The sequence below is a fragment of the Lonepinella sp. BR2357 genome, from assembly GCF_051851525.1.
GTDB lineage: Bacteria > Pseudomonadota > Gammaproteobacteria > Enterobacterales > Pasteurellaceae > Lonepinella.
This window is the reverse complement of sequence record NZ_JBPDVG010000007.1, coordinates 33380-50426: the sequence shown is the minus strand read 5'-3', so window position 1 is coordinate 50426 and position 17047 is coordinate 33380. Positions and strand designations below refer to the sequence as shown.

The window sequence follows — 17047 nt, the reverse complement described above, 5'->3', positions numbered from 1 at the left end:
ACTCGCTTGTGTTTGTTGATGTGGGTATTGTAAGGGAATGGGGAATTTGGGGGTAGAATGATTGAGTAGGATAGTTGCCTAATTCTCTAAATTTTTCATTTTCAGGCAGTCAAAAGTTTGTTTAAACAAATATTCCGTCTGATAATTCATAAAATGTAAGATAACTTGGTAGATTTGGAAATTCTTAGGTTAGGAAAAGACGAGCATGGTAGTTATAGAAACACGTCAATTATCTATAATGAATTTGGTGGAATAAGATAAGTAATGTGATGATTTCAGATATAGAAACAGATGTTTTTTTGATTCATTGAGAACCAAGTTTTATCATATTTTGCTTAATATAATGTTTAATTGTATACAGAAATCATTGAATTTACAAAAAAGTCCTGTTAAATTATCTATAATAAAAGACTTTTTTAAGTTAATTTGCTGATTTGATTTATATTAGGTCTTTCTTTTTTTAAGTGCTTTTTATACCGAATGCATGTTGTTAAGTAATCTAGGGAGAATATTATGTTTATTAAAAGTCTTTGCTTATCCAATTTTAAGGGATTTATCGGTGATAACCATAAACTCAATTTTAAAATCCCTGATGGTTTGACGGCAGGAAGTGGTTTAAATATCTTTGTTGGAGAGAACAATTCGGGTAAGTCATCTGTTTTTGAAGCTGTAAATTTCTTGAGAAATGGTATAAAAGAAGATGAAGCTTATTTAATAAAAAGTAAATTGGAAGATGGAAGTCAATCAAATAATGCAAGCGTAGAATTGACTTTCTGTGGAAATATTGAAAATGCAATCACTTACTTTGTTCAAACAAATAAGCAAACAGCTTTTACCAATGCGATTACAAATGAAAAAGAATTAAAAGCTAGAAGAAATACAAATTCTTGTAAAAAATTAGAACTATGGGATTCTGTTAATCAGGAATATTCTAATCCAAACGGCATTGATGCTCCTTTTAAGGCTCTTTTTGAAACTAATTTTATCTGGGCAGATACCAATCCTAGTAGTGAAGCGACTTTTGGTTCTACAACTCTTTGTGGAATGTTGTTGAAAGAAATTGCTCAAGCTCATATCAATTCTGATGAGTATAAAGAATTCCAAAGTAGTTTTAACAAGGTTTTTAATAATCCTAAATCGGTATTGCGGAAACAAATAGCCGTTATTGAGCAAAAAGTACAAGATATTTTTACAGAACAATTTGGACAAGCTGAAATTAGGTTTAAGTTTGATGAATTAAAAATTGATTCATTTTTTAAAAACACTTCAATTTTCATCAATGATGGTGTTGATATTCCAATGTCAGAAAAGGGAAATGGGATGCAACGTTCAGTTGCATTGGCATTACTTCAAGTTTATGCTGAAGAATTGGCTCATGATCCAGAAAAAAATCAAACCAAACCTTTTTATCTATTTATTGATGAACCCGAAATTTGCTTACATCCCAAAGGACAAACTAAGTTGTTTAAGGCTTTGCTAGAAATATCTAAGACCAAGCAAGTATTTTTAACGACTCATTCACCTTATTTCTTAGCAACGCCATATTTAAATGAGGTTGGGTTATTTATTTTCAGGAAAAACGGAGTGAATAATGTGGTTGAAAATGCCTCTTTGGATAAAATGTTTCCTTGGAGTCCAACTTGGGGAGAAATCAACTTTAAAGCTTACAAGTTGCCTACTGTTGAATTACATAATGAATTATATGGTGTATTACAGCAAGAAAGTGAATGTTTTTCAGAAAAAGAATTTGAAAATTGGTTAAATGGAAAAGGGGTTTCTTTTGGTAAATCATGGACAAGAGAAAAGGATGGCATGCCAAAAAATCCAATGAATGTAACATTACATACTTTTATTCGTAATCACATTCATCACCCTGAAAATCAGACGATGCAGGCTTACCCATACACTGAAGATGAATTGCAACAATCAATTGAAGAGATGATAAAGCTACTTAAAAAAATTGATATTTAAAAAATGACTAGACAGGAGGTAACAAGAGGTATTGTGGTAAAGGTAAATTCTCCATCTCAATGCGGCAAAGTCTGCTCGCTGCTAGATTTGTGCCAGCTGAAAGTGTTGAAAAAGGATAGGTCGAGACGGTATATTTTAGATTTATTTGGGGAATAATCTATGTCAAATTATGATGATAAAAAGCAGATTGATAATTTCAATAATTGCATTGAAGAATTAAAAAATATAGGTGATGAAATTTTGGCATTAAAAGATGAATTTCAAAATTTAATATTGGATATGTATAATAATATCAATTATGTATCTAAAGTATTTTCAACGAGGCAATTTGAGCAACTTCAAGCAATGTTTGATTTAAATGATAATGAAAGCATTATTCTAATTGCTCGTAGTATGTTTGAAAGATTGGTTTATCTAAGTACTTTTCTTAAAGACAAAGAGTTAATTAATGACTGGATTAATTATGCGGTTGTAATTGATAAAAAGAGATTTGATTTAATGAGGATAAAGAGAAAGCAGAGATTCCTGACAAAGTAAGGAATAGGTTGGAGAGTGAAGAGTGTAAGAAACTTATTGAGAGTTTTAAAAATAAAAAAGGAAATTATTATCCCTCTTGGACAAAAGAGAAACCCATTAAGAAATTTGCAGAAATTGGTGAACTAACTCATTTTTATGAGAATTATTATAGCTTAATGTCTGAATATCATCATTTAGGAACAAAATCTTTTGGGATTCGTTATAAGTGTGCAATTAGATTAGATACAGCTGAAATTAAATTAGAAAGTTTAAATGCTTGGTGCCTAGCTATTTCATCAATTCTAATGTCATTAAAGGTATTAAGTATGCGTACTAATTTATTGCCAAAAATTGAACTTCTTTATGAAAAAATAGCAAATTTACCATTTGCAAAAACAACCTATACATCACCATCCAAGGCAGTTATCTATATAAAAAACAAAAAACTTTGGTGGTGGAGAAAGAGAGTAAATTGCCTGTATATTCTATCTGGCATATGTTTTGTTTCGGCAATGTGTTGATGTTGCTGTGTTTTAAAATAAGGTTTTGCAAAATAGATTAAAAAATCACCGCGCATTATAGTAAAATGTGCAGTAATTTTTTATCTTGTTTTCACCCAATCTACACCCCCAGCAACTGCCAAATATACGCCAATATCTGCTCGTCATTCATCGCAGTTTCCCTAGCGGCAGTTAAGGCATATTGGTTTCTGTTTCGCTGTGCAAAAAATATTGGATTAACGCACCAATACTAATCATCAGTAAATAGGTCTTGGCAAATTTGCCCTTGTGCTTGAGCGGCTTATATTTCATTGATAAATAAGCGATTGACCTGCTTGTCTTTCGTCTGTTTGGGCGTCCAGTTCACGCCACAGTTTAAAGCGTAAAGCTCTTGGGTGTTGTCGCCAATAAGCTAAATAGGCGGCGAACATTTGTTTGACGCATTCGCTGCTGCCGTGCAATTCGGGGTTGATGGCGGCGGTAACGGCTTGTAAAAAATCGTTGGCGATACGTTCGCCGACAAGCTGCCACAGGGTTTCTTTGTCTTTGAAATGGTGATGAATCAACGCCGAAGACACATCTGCCTGCTGGGCGATTTCCCTTGTGGTTGCCCCTTCAAAACTGCGGCGTGCAAATACTATTTCACAATATCCGCCAACAACTCATAGCTCCTATGCTGTTTCGTTTCATCAAAAATATAGCTCACTGCCATTAACTCTTCAAATTCCACTTGCTTGCGGAAGTCTTGCAACTGCTGTTTTACACTGCTCGGACTGCCGACAAATGAACAACTTGTCATCGCTTTCACCGCCTGTTGCTCTTGCCCCATAAATGGCGATTGATGTGCTTGCCAAAAAGCTTGTTCAGATACAAATGGCGGTTGCAGTTGTTGCATATTGCCTGTAACAATGCCACGGAATAACTGGGTTTGGCTGGTTGCTAGGCTTTCGGCTTCTTGATCGGTATCCGCCAAAATCGCATTTGCCCCCACAATCACATAAGGCTTGTCCAACACCGCAGACGGTTTAAATTGTGAGCGATAAATTTCTACTGCCATTTCTAAAAAAAGTGGTGCGAAATGTGAAGCAAAAGCATACGGCAAGCCAAGTTCAGCAGCTAAATAAGCACTTTCAGGGCTAGATCCAAGAATAATCAACGGCATATTTTGCCCGATAGACATATAGGCTTTTACGCTATCATTACGGCTTTCTTCACTAAAATAACGGCGAAGTTCAGCAATATCTTGGGCAAAATCAGGATTGATATTGCCACGTCTTAACGCTGCTGCGGTTCGCATATCCGTTCCGGGTGCGCGTCCTAAGCCGATTTGCACTCGGTTTGGATAGAGTTGCGACAATGTGCCATATTGTTCCGCCACTTGTAACGGTGCGTGGTTCGGCAACATCACCCCACCAGCCCCTACGCTGATTTTTTGTGTATTTGCTAGCGTGTGTTGAATTAAAAGCTGAGTAGAACTGCTCGCCATATTCGGCATATTGTGGTGTTCGGCAATCCAGTAACGTTGAAAATTTAGGCGTTCGGCAAGCTGTGCAAGGCTGGTCATTGAGTCAATGGCTTGGGGAAAAGTTTGCCCTTGACGGATCGGGACGAGATTTAAGATAGATAGGTTGAGCATAGAAAATAATATCCGTGGATTACTTAACATCATTACGATTGACTAATTTGTTGTAATTGTCCCATCGGAATACCAAAAGCATCAGATATAGCTTTTTTTTCAAAGCCATTCTCAAATAAATCTTTAAGTACATCAATAGGATCTGCATCATCATTGCCATATTTATTATCAACGTACTTATAAACTGCATAAGCGTCCATTTTACGTTTTAAGCTTGCATCATATTCAGCTTTTTCTGTATCGGTTAGATTGTCGTATTTAATAACAGAAAAAAATTTTAAAAAAGTTTCTGTTCTAAGAATTTCAGGGATATCAGCAAGATCTTCTACTGTTAATCCAGGGTATTCAGTGAGTATAACTTTATTTTTTTGTCTCATTTTACTGTTCCTTTTATAATTATTGGATAAAATTACAGTTAATTTTATCCGGTTTATAATAAAAATCAAACAAAATCTGTTATTTTTATATCGCTTTTAGATGATTTTGATTTATACCTTTTTAAACCTAGCCCAAAAAAACACCGCACATTTCTGCACGGTAATTTTGCCTAATCCACTAAATTATAGATCAAAAGATTGAATTAAATTAACGTGTAAACGTGTTTCTACGTTGCCACGAATTGCATTTGAATATGGGCAAACTTGGTGTGTACGTTCAATTAACTGACGTGCTTGCTCTTCATTGATCCCAGCCACTTCAATGGTAATATCAATATCTAATGAGAATATGCCGTCTGTTTTTTGACCGATACCAACACCCACTTTGCTTTTTGATGAAGTCGGTTTAATGCCTAATTGTCCAGAAACTAAGTTCATCGCACTGTCAAAGCAAGCCGCATAACCCATTGCAAAAAGCTGTTCTGGGTTTGCCCCTTTTTTGTCTATTTCTTGGAATGATACTAAATCAAAACCAAGTGAACCGTCATCTAACTGTGTACGACCTGAACGACCGCCAACCGCTGTGGCACTGGTGCTGTAAAAAATTTTCATATTGTTACTCCGATAAATTAAAAGGTAAATATCATATTCCGCTGTGGAATGGGTGTATTATAGAGCGTGATAAAAATTTAGGTTAGCCTGTTTCGTTAGATTGTTTGCCTAATTCTATAAACTTGCAAATCCAAGCAAAAAAAGACCGCACATTTTAACAACGTGCGTTTTTACCTAATCCTACAATCACTCCGCCAACATTTCAGGCAAACTCGTTTCCAACCACTCCACCAAAGCTGCCATTTTCTCAAATGCCTGTTCGCCCCAAGCGGTGAGCGTGTATTCAACGTGGGGCGGGACGGTGTCAAAGGATTTACGGATTAACATTCCGTCTTGTTCCAAATTCTGTAAGGTTTGAGCCAACATTCGCTCGCTAATGCCTTGTACTTCACGGCGAAGTTCGCTAAACCGTTTCGTGCCTTGCCCTAGCACCAACATCACCAACAAGCCCCAACGGCTGGTCAAATGCCCCAAAATCACCCGCGATGGGCATTTGTCGCTCAGGACATTACCCCTGCCGTGTTGTTGTAAATAGCGTTGAATATCGTTCATTTTGCACCTGTTTAAAAATTTTCATACTTACTAAAATGTAAGTACTTCCGTTTTGAAAGTGCATTCATTATAATCCATCTTGTTTATTTTTCAACCTTAAAGGACTTCACAATGTCAAACATTCTCATTATTTCAGGTCATCCCGATCTTAATCAATCCGCCGCTAACCGCACCATTTTAAGCGAATTAGAAAAAGCCTTGCCCACTGCCGACATTCGCCATTTAGCCGCTTTGTATCCCAACTATCAGTTTGATGTGGAAGCCGAGCAAGCCGCTTTGTTAAAAGCCGATGTGATTGTGTGGCAGTTCCCCGTTCACTGGTATCACCTGCCTGCGATTTTGCAAAAATGGCTGTCGGACGTGTTCACTTTTGGCTTTGCTTACGGGCCCGCTACGCAATTAGCAGGCAAAAAATTGATTATTTCTTGCACCACCGCAGGGGCGGAAGAAGCCTACCAACACGGCGGTGCACAAAATTACACTATTGAAGAATTAAGCTACGGCTACAAACAAACCGCCGCCTTATGCGGATTAGAATTTGGCGAAATCGTGCATTCAGGCGGAATGTTGTATATTCCCGGTGTAAATACCGAAGACGATTTAAAAGCCGTGCAAGCCAAAGCAGTAAAACACGCCGAGCGTTTAGTGGCGTTGTTGAAATAATTGCAAAAAGACTAAGAAAAAACACCGCACCTTGCCTAATCCTACAAAGTGCGGTGTTTTTTTTGCGAGTTTTAACTTTATGTTGCCTGATTATTTATTACACTTGCCTAATCCCCTAAAACATAGCACAATATCCCAAACCCCACGTTAAGGATTTTAAAATGCTTTCTACTCAAATCATTCAATCCCTACTTGCCATTTGCCCCAAAAATAGCGTTTGGCAAACACCGATAGACGGCTTGTTTTTGCACCATTTAGACAACCCGACCGCTAGCAATGCCTTTCGTCAGCAACCAAGTTTATGTGTAATGTTAATGGGCGAACGCCAGTTGTGTATCGGTGATGAGTGCAGTCGTTTTAATCAAGACAATATGAGCCTTTGCCCTGTTAATACGCCTGTGATGATGACGGTGGAACACGCCACGCCGAATAAGCCCTATTTTGCCTTGTCGCTACAATTTGATTTAGCAATGGTTGCCAAAGTGGCTGGGCAATTAGACTTGCATAATCCGCTAAAAAATACCGTACAACCCAAAGACTTTCTCACCCTATTTAACCCAAATCAAGAACTCATCAACGCCCTAGAACGCTTACTTGCCTTGCTTTATGCCCCAAGTTTTGAACAAAAAATTGCCATTCTCGCCCCACTCTATTTGCAGGAAATTTACTACTATCTGCTCACTAGCCCACAAGGCGAAAAACTGCGAGAACTGTGCCGACAAGGCAGCCACGCCGAGCGTATTAGCAAAGCGACTGCTTGGCTGAATGATCATTTTAGTGAACCGTTGAATATTGCCGGATTAGCCAGTTTATGCGGAATGAGTGAATCAGGGTTTTATCAACATTTTCGCCAAATCACCCAACAAAGCCCCTTGCAATATCAAAAAAATCTGCGTTTAACAGAAGCACAAAACCAAATTAGGCAAGGCAAAAATTCCATTGCCCAAATTGCTTATAACGTGGGTTATGAAAGCCCAAGCCAGTTTAGTCGGGAATATAAAAGGTATTTTGGTAGAGCACCGAGTGGGAAGAGTTAACATTTTTCCCTATTTAATCAACTAATTCAATTTTTGCATCGCCTTGCACTACATAATCAAAATTCAGTTTATAAAACTGTTTTACTATTGGTTGAAAATGGTTTATTGGCATATCCACAATTTCATTCCAAGGCAACATCGCATAAAAATCGTAGATATTAGTAAAATGAAAATAATCAGTTTGGTAATTTTTCAGCAAAATATTATTAAATTTATAAATAGGAACGATATTAGTGCGTCTATGCCAAGGTTTTAAATTATCGGTATAGTGAATGATTTTAGGGAAAATAAATTGTTTCTCTTTGCCTTGTTTAAATTCAATAATATCTGGATAGGCATAACCTTGTTGGTAATTATAGCGTTTATCCAATTGAAGATATTGATTACCAATCAAAAGATTGAGTACATCTTGATCTTTGAATTGAAATTCAGGATTATCCAATGTGGCTTGAATAAAATCATCTGAACTAAAATGCCATAAATCCGAATAGAAAAACAGTACACCAGAATTAAAATAGTGATCAGGTTGCCTAAGTAAAGCATCCTTGACGGCAGCTATGGCGTAAGGCATGCTGTGTGCTGTGCTGTGCTGTGCTGTGCTGTGCTGTGCTGTGCTGTGCTGTGCTGTGCTGCAGGATTTTCCATTAAATCAAAAACATGTGTCAAGTCGCTATTGACAATGGTGTCCACATCCAAATAACACCAGCGATTATCTTTTTGATAAGGAAATAAGCGATCCACAAAATAACGTCCATAGGCAGCATTCGTAAAACGCCCATTGCCTTTTACTCCTGCTAGTTCGTTTTCTGACAAAAGATAATGAAAAAAATGCCCATTTCTTTTTTTTACATAATAGCCAATGCGTTGGCTAAATTCTGTATCAAGCGATTCGTTGTAAAATAAAAAGATATTTACATTTTCGTGATAACAGAGTACCGATTTTAATGCTGTTTCAAAATAGGATAAATAATTGTTATCGGCAGCAAAAACAAAGTTCATTGATGTCCTATTATATAAAGTTAAGAATTAATTGACTAAATTATCTAGCAGTCTCGTTTCTTGCGGTTGCTCATTGTATCCCTACTTAAAAGCAAGTCAGGGAAGTATATTCCTCTTTGTATAGGAATGCAATCTACAAAAAAGATTAAAATGTTTACCACTTTTTTAATGAAAAGTGCGGTCATTTTTTTGTTATTTTTGCGATAACACCAATCCTAATGCTATCAATCCGATACCACACAGATGGTACAAATGCAGACTTTCCCCCAATAGCGATACCGAAAGCAATACACCAAATACTGGCATTAAATGAATAGATAATCCTGAAATCACTGGCCCCACTTTTTGAATTGCCATGCTATATAAAATGTATGCAATCACCGATGGAAATATGCCTACATAGGCTAAACCTAACAAAGTCGAACTGCGCCATACCATCGTTTGCTCGCCTTGTAATTGTTCCCATAAAAATAACGGAAACAAAGAAAGCACGGCAATCATAATCTGCACTCCCATTAACCCTTTTCGGTCAATACTGGTGGGGATATCTTTCATCAATAGGGTGTAAATAGCCCAACAGATCATGGCAGTAAATACAATAATATCTCCCGTATTAAAGGACAGTGCAATAAAATTCGCCCACTGACCTTGTAACACAATCACTAAGACACCAGACAGAGAAATGACCAATCCAATCGCTTGCGACAGTTTGATTTTTTGCCGATAAAACAGCACGCCAATCAACATAATTAACACCGGAATACAGGAATTAAGCAAAATCGCATTGGTGGTTGTGGTGCTGTGTAAGCCTTTGTAAACTAATGAATTAAAGGCTGCCACACCCAAAACTGACACAATGATAATCCGTCTCCAATATTGACAATATTGCACCCAATCTTGTTGCATCGTTTTGAGGATAAAAGGCAACAACACAATTAGCGCAATCACCCAACGACCAAAAGATAGCGTATAAGGCGGAATATCTGCTCGCACTGCTCGCCCCACGGCGAAATTGCCCGCCCAAAATAGAGGAGGGAGTATCAGAAAGGGGAGTAAAGGTAATACTCGCTTAATATTGGAAAAAGAAGATGGCATAAGGATTCCTCTATTATGTTTTGGGCTATTTTACACAAAAGTGCGGTGAAATTTCAGCAAATCAATTCATTTATTATGCTTTAAAATTCACCGCACTTTTTACCTTTATTATGGCTTATTTCGGCATAAAAAAACACCCCATACAATTTGTATGGGGGTGTTGACTGAAAAAATCAGAATAGATTATAAATCAGGGGCTTTAATATAAGGCAACATGCCTTTATCTAACATTCGCACAATACCACTGCGGTGGTCATTACTGCCTAAACCACGTAATTCAAAGGTGACACCAATGCTATGATCGTAAAGGGTATCTTTGTCGTCACTATATTGACGTTTTGTGCTTTCATTCACTAAATAACGGCGAACCCCCACACCCACAGCCCAACAACAGCTGTTGTATTGTACGCCGGCATATTGTTCCACGGGTTTATTTAACGCCACATCATGATAATAACGGCCAACAACAGCCCAATTATCTGCGACTTCCCAAGCAACTACTGCGCCGACTTGTTGAATATCTTGGTGATATTTGTTTACGCTAGACGTCAAGTTCTGATTAATGTATTCCTGACTGGCGTAACGATAATTTAATTGCACTAAATTATTACGCTCAGGGTTATATTCTAAGGTGGAATTTGCTAATGACGTCGCATTTAAACGTGTATCATATTGATAACTGCCTTTCCAATGCCATTTATCATTGAATTTCCAACTGCTTTCTAATGCCCAAGAAGATGAACGCCCTGTGGTACTGTTCTCGGTACTATCGTCAATACGAGAATCATTTAGATAAATAATTTGTCCTAAGGATAAATTAAAGCGTTCTTGCGCATTTTTATCGTAGAAACGGGTGGTTCCCCCCAAGGTAAATTGATTGGCTGAGGCAATTCTATCTAATCCACTATAACGGCGATCACGGAATAGAGAATAATAATCTTGTTGTAACAAGGCTGAATCATAGCCTAAACCTAAATAACTGGAGTTTTGTTTTGAGCCAATATTACTTTGATCTTTGTAAGGTCGATACAAATATTGAACATGTGGCTCAATGGTTTGTGTATAGCCTTTAAATAAGGTTTTTTGGCTCGCTAACACCGTTTGTAAATCGACTTTAACTTGTGGTAACACACGATTCACCGAACTTTGTGTATTCGCATCTACGCCTGTTCCTGCTTTTTGCTGGTAATGAGTGGCATAAAGTTTGGTTTCAATATTTAAACTGCCATAACGATTGGAGAATGGCACATTTAAACTCGGTTCCACATGATAACGCCATGCGGTTGGCATGCTTGAACTGTCATTATCAAAATGCACGGCTTGAGCAAATAATTTGAAATCCGCTAACCCCTTGGCTAGTCCATTTTTATAATAATTAAAATCAATTTGTGGTAACGCTCGGTATGGCCCAATATTCACATCATCAAAGACTTGGAATTGTTTGGCTGAAATGGCAAAATTCCAGTTCGGTTGATAATAGGCCAAACGTACCGTTTGATCGGCATAACCATCCGTACTGCTTCCATACTCGGATTCAAAATCACTGAAATAACGTTTATCACTGACCTTGGTGTAATTCACATTTAATCGCCAGTTATCCCATAATTTTGCATTATGAGCCCAATAAAATAAATGCCGTTTACGGTCATTATCGGCGGTAGCATAATTATCATAACGATCTTTATTTAAATATTCGCCCGCAATTTTGCCTTGTCCTAACACATTTAAATAACGAAATTCACCGTTCATTTGCCAGCCTCGGTGTGACATATATTTTGGCGTAAAGGTCGCATCATAATTGGGGGCAATATTCCAATAAAGCGGTTGAGCATACCAATAACCATCACGGCTCGAACTACCGAAATCTGGAATTAATAAACCTGAACGGCGACGATCACCTAAAGGCAACTGCAAATAAGGGGTATAGAAAATCGGTACACCGGCCACTTTAAAGCGAGCATGCCACATTTCGGCATATTCTTCTTTAACATGTTGCTTCATCTCGCTGGCATCCACTTGCCATGCGTTGTCATCAGGCAAACAAGAAGTAAACGTGGCGTTTTTTAATAAACGATAGCCATCTCGCATTTCAGATGTTTCGGCTGTACCACGCCCTTGACGCCCAACTAACTGATAATTGGCATTCGCAATATCGGTGTCTTTGCTGTTTAAATGCACTTTGGCATCATCACCGTTAATTTTGATTAAATCATCTTTATAATCAAACTGGCCGCGCACATAGGCATAACGCTGTGCATTATCCCCCTCTCCCGATTGAGTCACTTCCACTTCATCTGCTTGTAAATGACGATTACCTTGTTTGAAATCTACCGCACCGCTATAAACCGCTCGGCTTGGATTAACAATATTCGCCTTATCCGCTTCAATATAAACTGGCTGATCATTCGGCTCACCTTGCACAACTTCGCCCGAAATTTGCGGTACACCAGCTAAACAACGCTGACGTAAATCATCAATATTCGCCAAGCTACTGCGACTATAAAGTGCGGTCAAAATTGCGAAAGAAAGTAATGTGTAGTAATTTTTCTTCATGGGCTAACCATTCTGCTTGATTAAAATTATTATTTTTAACGTTTTGGTAAATAACGTGTTGGATCCACAGATTTACCTTTGTAACGAATTTCAAAGTGAAGTTTCACACTGTTAGTGCCAGAACTCCCCATTTTAGCAATTTGTTGTCCCGCTTTCACTTGCTGTTGATCGCTGACCGAAATGCTGTCATTGTGGGCATAAGCACTTAAGAAATCATCATTATGTTTAATAATAATTAAATTACCATAACCACGTAATGCATTACCTGCATACACCACACGCCCAGCGGCGGCGGCATAAATAGCTTGACCTTTTGAACCGCTAATATCAATACCTTTATTTCCGCCGTCTGCATTAGAGAAACCTTGCACCACTTTACCAGTCGTTGGCCATTTCCATGCGATGTTGGATTGAGGGGCAACTGCAGAACTGGTGGAGGCCGCTCCTGCACTAGCGACCACTGTACCAGCGGTTGCTGTACCTGCTACGACGCCCGCAGTGGTTGTTGTCGCTGTGCTTGCTGTCGCTGTCGTTGCTTTAACTGGCCCTGTAACCGCTTGTTCTGCCGATCCTACGGCCGCTTTTACAGGTCCTGTCACGGTGCCATCTGAACCATATTGTGTACCATTTGCCGCTGCGGTATAGCTTACTTCTGGTTGCGTAGTGACGGTCACTTCTTTACATTCTTGCTTGGTTTCTGTGACGGTGCTGGTTGATGATCCATTAGCGGTTTTTAATGTTTGCCCTACGCTTAATTTATAGGGTTCGCTCATTCCATTGAGGCTGGCCAACTCTTTTACGTCCATACCCGCAATATAAGCGATCAAAAACATGGTATCGCCTTTCTTTACGGTATAACTGCTTCCTTTGTAGAAACCTTTATCAATTTTGCTGTAATCTGGTGCGTTAGTTTCACTATTGCGTGGGATTTCTATATTTTGGCTTTGATTACCCGAATTAGCCACCTGTTTCGTCACTTTAACTGGCGTACAAACTGTTTTTGTCGTTGTTACAGGCTGTGCCGTTTGCTGAACTTGCTGTAAACTCGGGGTATTTGTAACAACCGCTGTATTTGCGGTATTAGCATAAGTTCCCGCTTGATTTGCCACTGTTTGAGTCACCACTTGATTATTCATATTCTCTGGCATAGCACTCGGTTGTACCTGTGGTTCCCATGTACTATTGCTGCTCACTGGCTGCATAACGCCCGGTGTCAACTCCCCTGTTGCATTTTCAATAGGCGCATGATTTGAACTTGAGCAAGCGCTCAATAAAAAAGCGGTTAAAGGCAGTAATAAAAATGGTTTAGTCATAATAAAATCTCTTGATTATTTCATATTCGATGGCATTTGGCTTGGCTGAATTTCTGGCATAAAACTACCTCCCTCAACAGCGCCTGTACCAACCACAGGTTGCATAATGCCATCAGGTAACGCATTTGGATCGGCGGTTTTAACTTGCGGCGCTGGCTCGGAAGAACAAGCGGATAAACCACAAAGCATGGCTAAAGTAAATATTATTTTTTTCATTTTTTATCTCAAAATCAAATAGGCAATCACGGCCAATACTACCACCGACCAACCAATCACTTCAATAGAACGGCGTAATTTTGCCGCAAATTTTTCACCTCCCCAAGCGGCTAATTTCGCCACCAACAAAAAGCGGGCAAAACGAGAAATAAAAGCGGTCAGCACAAAAGGAAAAAAGGCCATTTGCAATACACCCGAGGCAATGGTAAAAATCTTATAGGGGATAGGCGAAAAACCCGCCACAAATACCACTAAAATACCCCATTGTTCAAACCATAAAATGGCTTTATCCCACTGGCTTTGATAACCCAATTTAACAATATATTGTTGAACCCAATCAAAGGCATAATAACCCAACGCATATCCAATCATGCCACCTACGACTGAAGCAAGTGCGGTGTAAAATGCGAATGTTAATGCACGTTTGGGTTTCGACATTGACATAGGAATCAACATCACATCCGGCGGAATCGGAAAGAAAATCGCCTCAATAAAACTCACCAAACACAGCCAAAATGTCGCAAAACGATGTCTTGACCATTGCATCGTTTTATCATACATGGCACCAAAAATTTTCAATTTTCTATCCTATTAAAACCACAAATAAAGCCACTATTATTCACTGTCTAGCCAATTTTGTAAAGCGCTGATTGAATGATGTGCAGTCATATCTGGCTGAATTGGCGTCATCGCCACATAGCCTTGTTGCACGGCATAAAAATCCGTTCCCTCGCTTGCGTCATCAGGCAAACCCGCAGGGCCAATCCAATAAATCACTTCATTACGGGGATCTTGTTGTTTAATGATTTCAGCCGCAGATAAGCGATTTCCTAAGCGGCAAACTTGCACACCTTTTAAATCATCATAAAGTACATCTGGCACATTAATATTGATAATTTCACGGCTTTTAAGCAAATTACCATGTAAACGAGGCACTAAATCACATACCACTCTCGCCGCCGTTTCATAATGCTGACGCCCATCTAAGGAAACTGCAATCGCAGGCAATCCTAAATGACGCCCCTCAAAAGCAGCCGCTACCGTGCCTGAATACAGAGTATCATCACCCAAATTGGCGCCCGCATTAATGCCAGACACCACCAAATCAATTTTTCCCGATAAAAATCCATTGAGCGCTAAATGCACGCAGTCCGCTGGTGTGCCGTTAATGCAATAATCGCCATTGTCTAATTTGCGAGGGCGCAATGGCTCCACTAAGGTTAAGGAATTGGAGGCGGCACTGCGATTACGATCGGGCGCCACGATAATCACATTAGCAAATTTGCGCAAATGTGCGGCTAAAATTTGAATGCCCTCGGCATGGTAGCCGTCATCGTTAGATAATAATATATTCATTTTGCTTTCCTATTTTTATTCGGTTAAAACCAATTCTCGCACCAATGCCGTAGCGTAGCTGCCAGATGGTAAATAAAAGGCCAGTTTTAATCCCTCATCGACAAACTGCCAAGACAAATTTTCGGCTTGCATTAACAGGGGACGGCGTGCGGATTTTAAGCGTTCTTGCTGCATTAATTGGTGCAATGCCTGATGCTCTGCCACCACTGCATTTTCTAATTCACAAGCGGATGGTTGGTTGTCACCGATTAACGGTGCGGTTAATAAAATATCCCGATTTTCTAACCGCATTTGTAGCTGATTGAGATCTTCGTTTTCATCTGCCACAAACCAACTGTGTGAACCGCTTAATTGCACAATATCATGTGCTAACACTTGGTGAGCCAATCCCATTTCAATCCGTTTTGACACCACAAGATTAAAAATTTCACTGCGTGCCGCAGATAAATAAAAACTGCGTTTTTTACGATCTTTCACTTGAATTTCCCCTTTTGCCCACGCCATGGCTTGGGTTAAATTATGGCCATCTCGTCCAAAACGTTGTTCCATAAAATAATTGGGAAAGCCCAATATCTGCAAATTTTTTAACCGCACTTTTAGCTCGTCGGTTTCCACTGCATCACGTAGTAAAATCTCAAATTCATTGCCATCTAGGCTACCAATACGAATTTTGCGGTTATGACGAGTCACCGCTAAAATATCTACCCCATCGAGTTTAAATTGATTAAAATCAGGAGTAGGCTTGCCGGGTAATTGGATGCTGAACCATTGTTCTGTCACCGCATGGCGATCTTTTAAACCCGCATAACTCATATTGCGAACGGGCACACCGCAAAAGGCGGCCAATTTTTCGCCCACAAAGAGCGTGTTCGCATTGGTTTTACGGATTTTCACTGCCACAAATTCACCCTCACCTGACATTTCATAGCCTAACCGTTCTTTAACCACAAAATCTGCATATTCTGCCTTTAAAAGTGCGGTTTGTTTTGGGCGAGTTTGTAAATAGGCTAAATCTAACATACTGTTTTTACCAATAACGCCACAGCTTCGCTCGCAATGCCCTCGCCACGTCCAGTAAAACCTAGCTTTTCCGTGGTAGTGGCTTTCACATTCACTTGTTCAATGGTACATTGCAAATCGGCGGCAATCACCGCTCGCATCGCATCAATATGTGGACGCATTTTCGGCGCTTGGGCAATAATGGTGACATCGACATTGCCAATTTTATAGCCCTTTTGCTGCACTTGAGAAAAGGCCTCACGCAACAAAATACGGCTATCAATATCCTTAAATTGCCTATCCGTATCGGGAAATAATTTACCAATATCGCCCAACGCCACAGCCCCCAATAAGGCATCGGTTAACGCATGCAAAGCCACATCGCCGTCGCTGTGCGCAATAAATCCTGTATGATAAGGCACGATGACCCCACCAATCACCAATGGGCGATCTTGCCCAAACGCATGTACATCAAACCCTTGTCCAATTCGGATCATAGTCTTTCCTTTATTCTGTCTATCTGGCTTATGATATCAAATTTTAACGCAATTCACTAAAGTAATATACAAAGATCATGGCAATAAAAAAGTGCGGTATTTTTATTAAACATTGCCTTGAAATCGTCCTATTTAACCCCATTTATACCGTAATT

Annotated in this window: 19 protein-coding genes and 1 pseudogene; 5 read left to right on the top strand and 15 right to left on the bottom strand. The window is 39.1% G+C overall.

Annotation, left to right across the window (positions count from 1 at the left end; genetic code table 11):
- The first annotated feature begins 513 nt into the window (after positions 1 to 513).
- The 3 genes and pseudogenes from ACTG7L_RS05840 to ACTG7L_RS05830 form a co-directional block, all read left to right on the top strand.
- Complete coding sequence (locus ACTG7L_RS05840) at positions 514 to 1971, top strand: ATP-dependent nuclease (RefSeq protein ID WP_439327799.1); 1458 nt, start codon at positions 514 to 516, stop codon at positions 1969 to 1971.
- Between the two features lie 159 nt (positions 1972 to 2130).
- Positions 2131 to 2508, top strand: coding sequence for a hypothetical protein (locus tag ACTG7L_RS05835; RefSeq protein ID WP_439327798.1), 378 nt, complete (start codon positions 2131 to 2133; stop codon positions 2506 to 2508).
- Between the two features lie 364 nt (positions 2509 to 2872).
- Positions 2873 to 3037, top strand: a pseudogene (locus ACTG7L_RS05830) (type I-C CRISPR-associated endonuclease Cas1c); the annotation flags it as partial.
- Positions 3038 to 3295: 258 nt separating this feature from the next.
- Here the strand turns inward: ACTG7L_RS05830 and ACTG7L_RS05825 are convergent.
- The 5 genes from ACTG7L_RS05825 to ACTG7L_RS05805 form a co-directional block, all read right to left on the bottom strand.
- Positions 3296 to 3628, bottom strand: coding sequence for a TetR/AcrR family transcriptional regulator (locus ACTG7L_RS05825; RefSeq protein WP_439327860.1), 333 nt, complete (start codon positions 3626 to 3628; stop codon positions 3296 to 3298).
- Positions 3625 to 4623, bottom strand: a complete 999-nt coding sequence (locus ACTG7L_RS05820) for an LLM class flavin-dependent oxidoreductase (RefSeq protein WP_439327797.1) — start codon at positions 4621 to 4623, stop codon at positions 3625 to 3627. Before ACTG7L_RS05820 ends, ACTG7L_RS05825 begins: the two co-directional genes overlap by 4 nt.
- Before the next feature lie 32 nt (positions 4624 to 4655).
- Positions 4656 to 5000, bottom strand: coding sequence for a hypothetical protein (locus tag ACTG7L_RS05815; protein WP_439327796.1), 345 nt, complete (start codon positions 4998 to 5000; stop codon positions 4656 to 4658).
- A 183-nt stretch (positions 5001 to 5183) separates the two neighbouring features.
- Positions 5184 to 5612, bottom strand: coding sequence for an organic hydroperoxide resistance protein (locus ACTG7L_RS05810; RefSeq protein ID WP_439327795.1), 429 nt, complete (start codon positions 5610 to 5612; stop codon positions 5184 to 5186).
- A 186-nt stretch (positions 5613 to 5798) separates the two neighbouring features.
- Positions 5799 to 6164, bottom strand: coding sequence for a winged helix-turn-helix transcriptional regulator (locus ACTG7L_RS05805; protein ID WP_439327794.1), 366 nt, complete (start codon positions 6162 to 6164; stop codon positions 5799 to 5801).
- Positions 6165 to 6275: 111 nt separating this feature from the next.
- Between ACTG7L_RS05805 and ACTG7L_RS05800 the strand changes: the two genes are divergently transcribed.
- Together ACTG7L_RS05800 and ACTG7L_RS05795 are read left to right on the top strand one after the other, a co-directional pair.
- Positions 6276 to 6827 carry an NAD(P)H-dependent oxidoreductase gene (locus tag ACTG7L_RS05800; RefSeq protein WP_439327793.1) on the top strand — a complete coding sequence of 184 codons (552 nt, stop codon included), beginning with the start codon at positions 6276 to 6278 and terminating at the stop codon, positions 6825 to 6827.
- Positions 6828 to 6988: 161 nt separating this feature from the next.
- Positions 6989 to 7864: an AraC family transcriptional regulator N-terminal domain-containing protein gene (locus ACTG7L_RS05795; RefSeq protein WP_439327792.1), complete on the top strand. Its 876-nt coding sequence runs from the start codon at positions 6989 to 6991 to the stop codon at positions 7862 to 7864.
- Positions 7865 to 7877: 13 nt separating this feature from the next.
- Here ACTG7L_RS05795 and ACTG7L_RS05790 read toward each other — a convergent pair whose 3' ends face one another.
- The 10 genes from ACTG7L_RS05790 to ispF all read right to left on the bottom strand — a co-directional run bounded on the left by ACTG7L_RS05790 (position 7878) and on the right by ispF (position 16892).
- Positions 7878 to 8435: a glycosyltransferase gene (locus ACTG7L_RS05790; protein WP_439327791.1), complete on the bottom strand. Its 558-nt coding sequence runs from the start codon at positions 8433 to 8435 to the stop codon at positions 7878 to 7880.
- Positions 8420 to 8863, bottom strand: a complete 444-nt coding sequence (locus tag ACTG7L_RS05785; protein WP_439327790.1) for a glycosyltransferase — start codon at positions 8861 to 8863, stop codon at positions 8420 to 8422. The genes ACTG7L_RS05790 and ACTG7L_RS05785 overlap by 16 nt, the downstream gene beginning before the upstream one ends.
- A gap of 192 nt (positions 8864 to 9055) precedes the next feature.
- Complete coding sequence (locus tag ACTG7L_RS05780) at positions 9056 to 9958, bottom strand: DMT family transporter (protein ID WP_439327789.1); 903 nt, start codon at positions 9956 to 9958, stop codon at positions 9056 to 9058.
- A gap of 183 nt (positions 9959 to 10141) precedes the next feature.
- Complete coding sequence (gene lptD, locus ACTG7L_RS05775) at positions 10142 to 12511, bottom strand: LPS assembly protein LptD (protein ID WP_439327788.1); 2370 nt, start codon at positions 12509 to 12511, stop codon at positions 10142 to 10144.
- Between the two features lie 35 nt (positions 12512 to 12546).
- Positions 12547 to 13824 carry a murein hydrolase activator NlpD gene (gene nlpD / locus ACTG7L_RS05770; RefSeq protein WP_439327787.1) on the bottom strand — a complete coding sequence of 426 codons (1278 nt, stop codon included), beginning with the start codon at positions 13822 to 13824 and terminating at the stop codon, positions 12547 to 12549.
- 15 nt (positions 13825 to 13839) lie between these two features.
- Positions 13840 to 14040, bottom strand: a complete 201-nt coding sequence (locus tag ACTG7L_RS05765) for a hypothetical protein (RefSeq protein WP_439327786.1) — start codon at positions 14038 to 14040, stop codon at positions 13840 to 13842.
- A gap of 3 nt (positions 14041 to 14043) precedes the next feature.
- Positions 14044 to 14619: a YqaA family protein gene (locus ACTG7L_RS05760; RefSeq protein WP_439327785.1), complete on the bottom strand. Its 576-nt coding sequence runs from the start codon at positions 14617 to 14619 to the stop codon at positions 14044 to 14046.
- A 36-nt stretch (positions 14620 to 14655) separates the two neighbouring features.
- A complete protein-coding gene (gene surE, locus ACTG7L_RS05755) occupies positions 14656 to 15396 on the bottom strand; it encodes a 5'/3'-nucleotidase SurE (protein ID WP_439327784.1) in 741 nt (246 codons plus the stop codon).
- 15 nt (positions 15397 to 15411) lie between these two features.
- Complete coding sequence (truD, locus tag ACTG7L_RS05750) at positions 15412 to 16416, bottom strand: tRNA pseudouridine(13) synthase TruD (RefSeq protein ID WP_439327783.1); 1005 nt, start codon at positions 16414 to 16416, stop codon at positions 15412 to 15414.
- Positions 16410 to 16892, bottom strand: coding sequence for a 2-C-methyl-D-erythritol 2,4-cyclodiphosphate synthase (gene ispF, locus ACTG7L_RS05745; protein ID WP_439327782.1), 483 nt, complete (start codon positions 16890 to 16892; stop codon positions 16410 to 16412). The genes truD and ispF overlap by 7 nt, the downstream gene beginning before the upstream one ends.
- Positions 16893 to 17047: the final 155 nt, after the last annotated feature.

Excerpts from the sequence above, each read along its gene's own strand:
- ACTG7L_RS05810 (WP_439327795.1), bottom strand. The coding sequence starts at position 5,612 with ATGAAAATTTTTTACAGCACCAGTGCCACAGCGGTTGGCGGTCGTTCA.
- ACTG7L_RS05840 (WP_439327799.1), top strand. The coding sequence starts at position 514 with ATGTTTATTAAAAGTCTTTGCTTATCCAATTTTAAGGGATTTATCGGT.
- ACTG7L_RS05805 (WP_439327794.1), bottom strand. The coding sequence starts at position 6,164 with ATGAACGATATTCAACGCTATTTACAACAACACGGCAGGGGTAATGTC.
- ACTG7L_RS05765 (WP_439327786.1), bottom strand. The coding sequence starts at position 14,040 with ATGAAAAAAATAATATTTACTTTAGCCATGCTTTGTGGTTTATCCGCT.
- nlpD (WP_439327787.1), bottom strand. The coding sequence starts at position 13,824 with ATGACTAAACCATTTTTATTACTGCCTTTAACCGCTTTTTTATTGAGC.
- ACTG7L_RS05835 (WP_439327798.1), top strand. The coding sequence starts at position 2,131 with ATGTCAAATTATGATGATAAAAAGCAGATTGATAATTTCAATAATTGC.
- ACTG7L_RS05790 (WP_439327791.1), bottom strand. The coding sequence starts at position 8,435 with ATGCCTTACGCCATAGCTGCCGTCAAGGATGCTTTACTTAGGCAACCT.
- ACTG7L_RS05815 (WP_439327796.1), bottom strand. The coding sequence starts at position 5,000 with ATGAGACAAAAAAATAAAGTTATACTCACTGAATACCCTGGATTAACA.
- lptD (WP_439327788.1), bottom strand. The coding sequence starts at position 12,511 with ATGAAGAAAAATTACTACACATTACTTTCTTTCGCAATTTTGACCGCA.
- ACTG7L_RS05820 (WP_439327797.1), bottom strand. The coding sequence starts at position 4,623 with ATGCTCAACCTATCTATCTTAAATCTCGTCCCGATCCGTCAAGGGCAA.
- ACTG7L_RS05780 (WP_439327789.1), bottom strand. The coding sequence starts at position 9,958 with ATGCCATCTTCTTTTTCCAATATTAAGCGAGTATTACCTTTACTCCCC.
- ACTG7L_RS05800 (WP_439327793.1), top strand. The coding sequence starts at position 6,276 with ATGTCAAACATTCTCATTATTTCAGGTCATCCCGATCTTAATCAATCC.
- truD (WP_439327783.1), bottom strand. The coding sequence starts at position 16,416 with ATGTTAGATTTAGCCTATTTACAAACTCGCCCAAAACAAACCGCACTT.
- ACTG7L_RS05795 (WP_439327792.1), top strand. The coding sequence starts at position 6,989 with ATGCTTTCTACTCAAATCATTCAATCCCTACTTGCCATTTGCCCCAAA.
- ispF (WP_439327782.1), bottom strand. The coding sequence starts at position 16,892 with ATGATCCGAATTGGACAAGGGTTTGATGTACATGCGTTTGGGCAAGAT.
- surE (WP_439327784.1), bottom strand. The coding sequence starts at position 15,396 with ATGAATATATTATTATCTAACGATGACGGCTACCATGCCGAGGGCATT.
- ACTG7L_RS05785 (WP_439327790.1), bottom strand. The coding sequence starts at position 8,863 with ATGAACTTTGTTTTTGCTGCCGATAACAATTATTTATCCTATTTTGAA.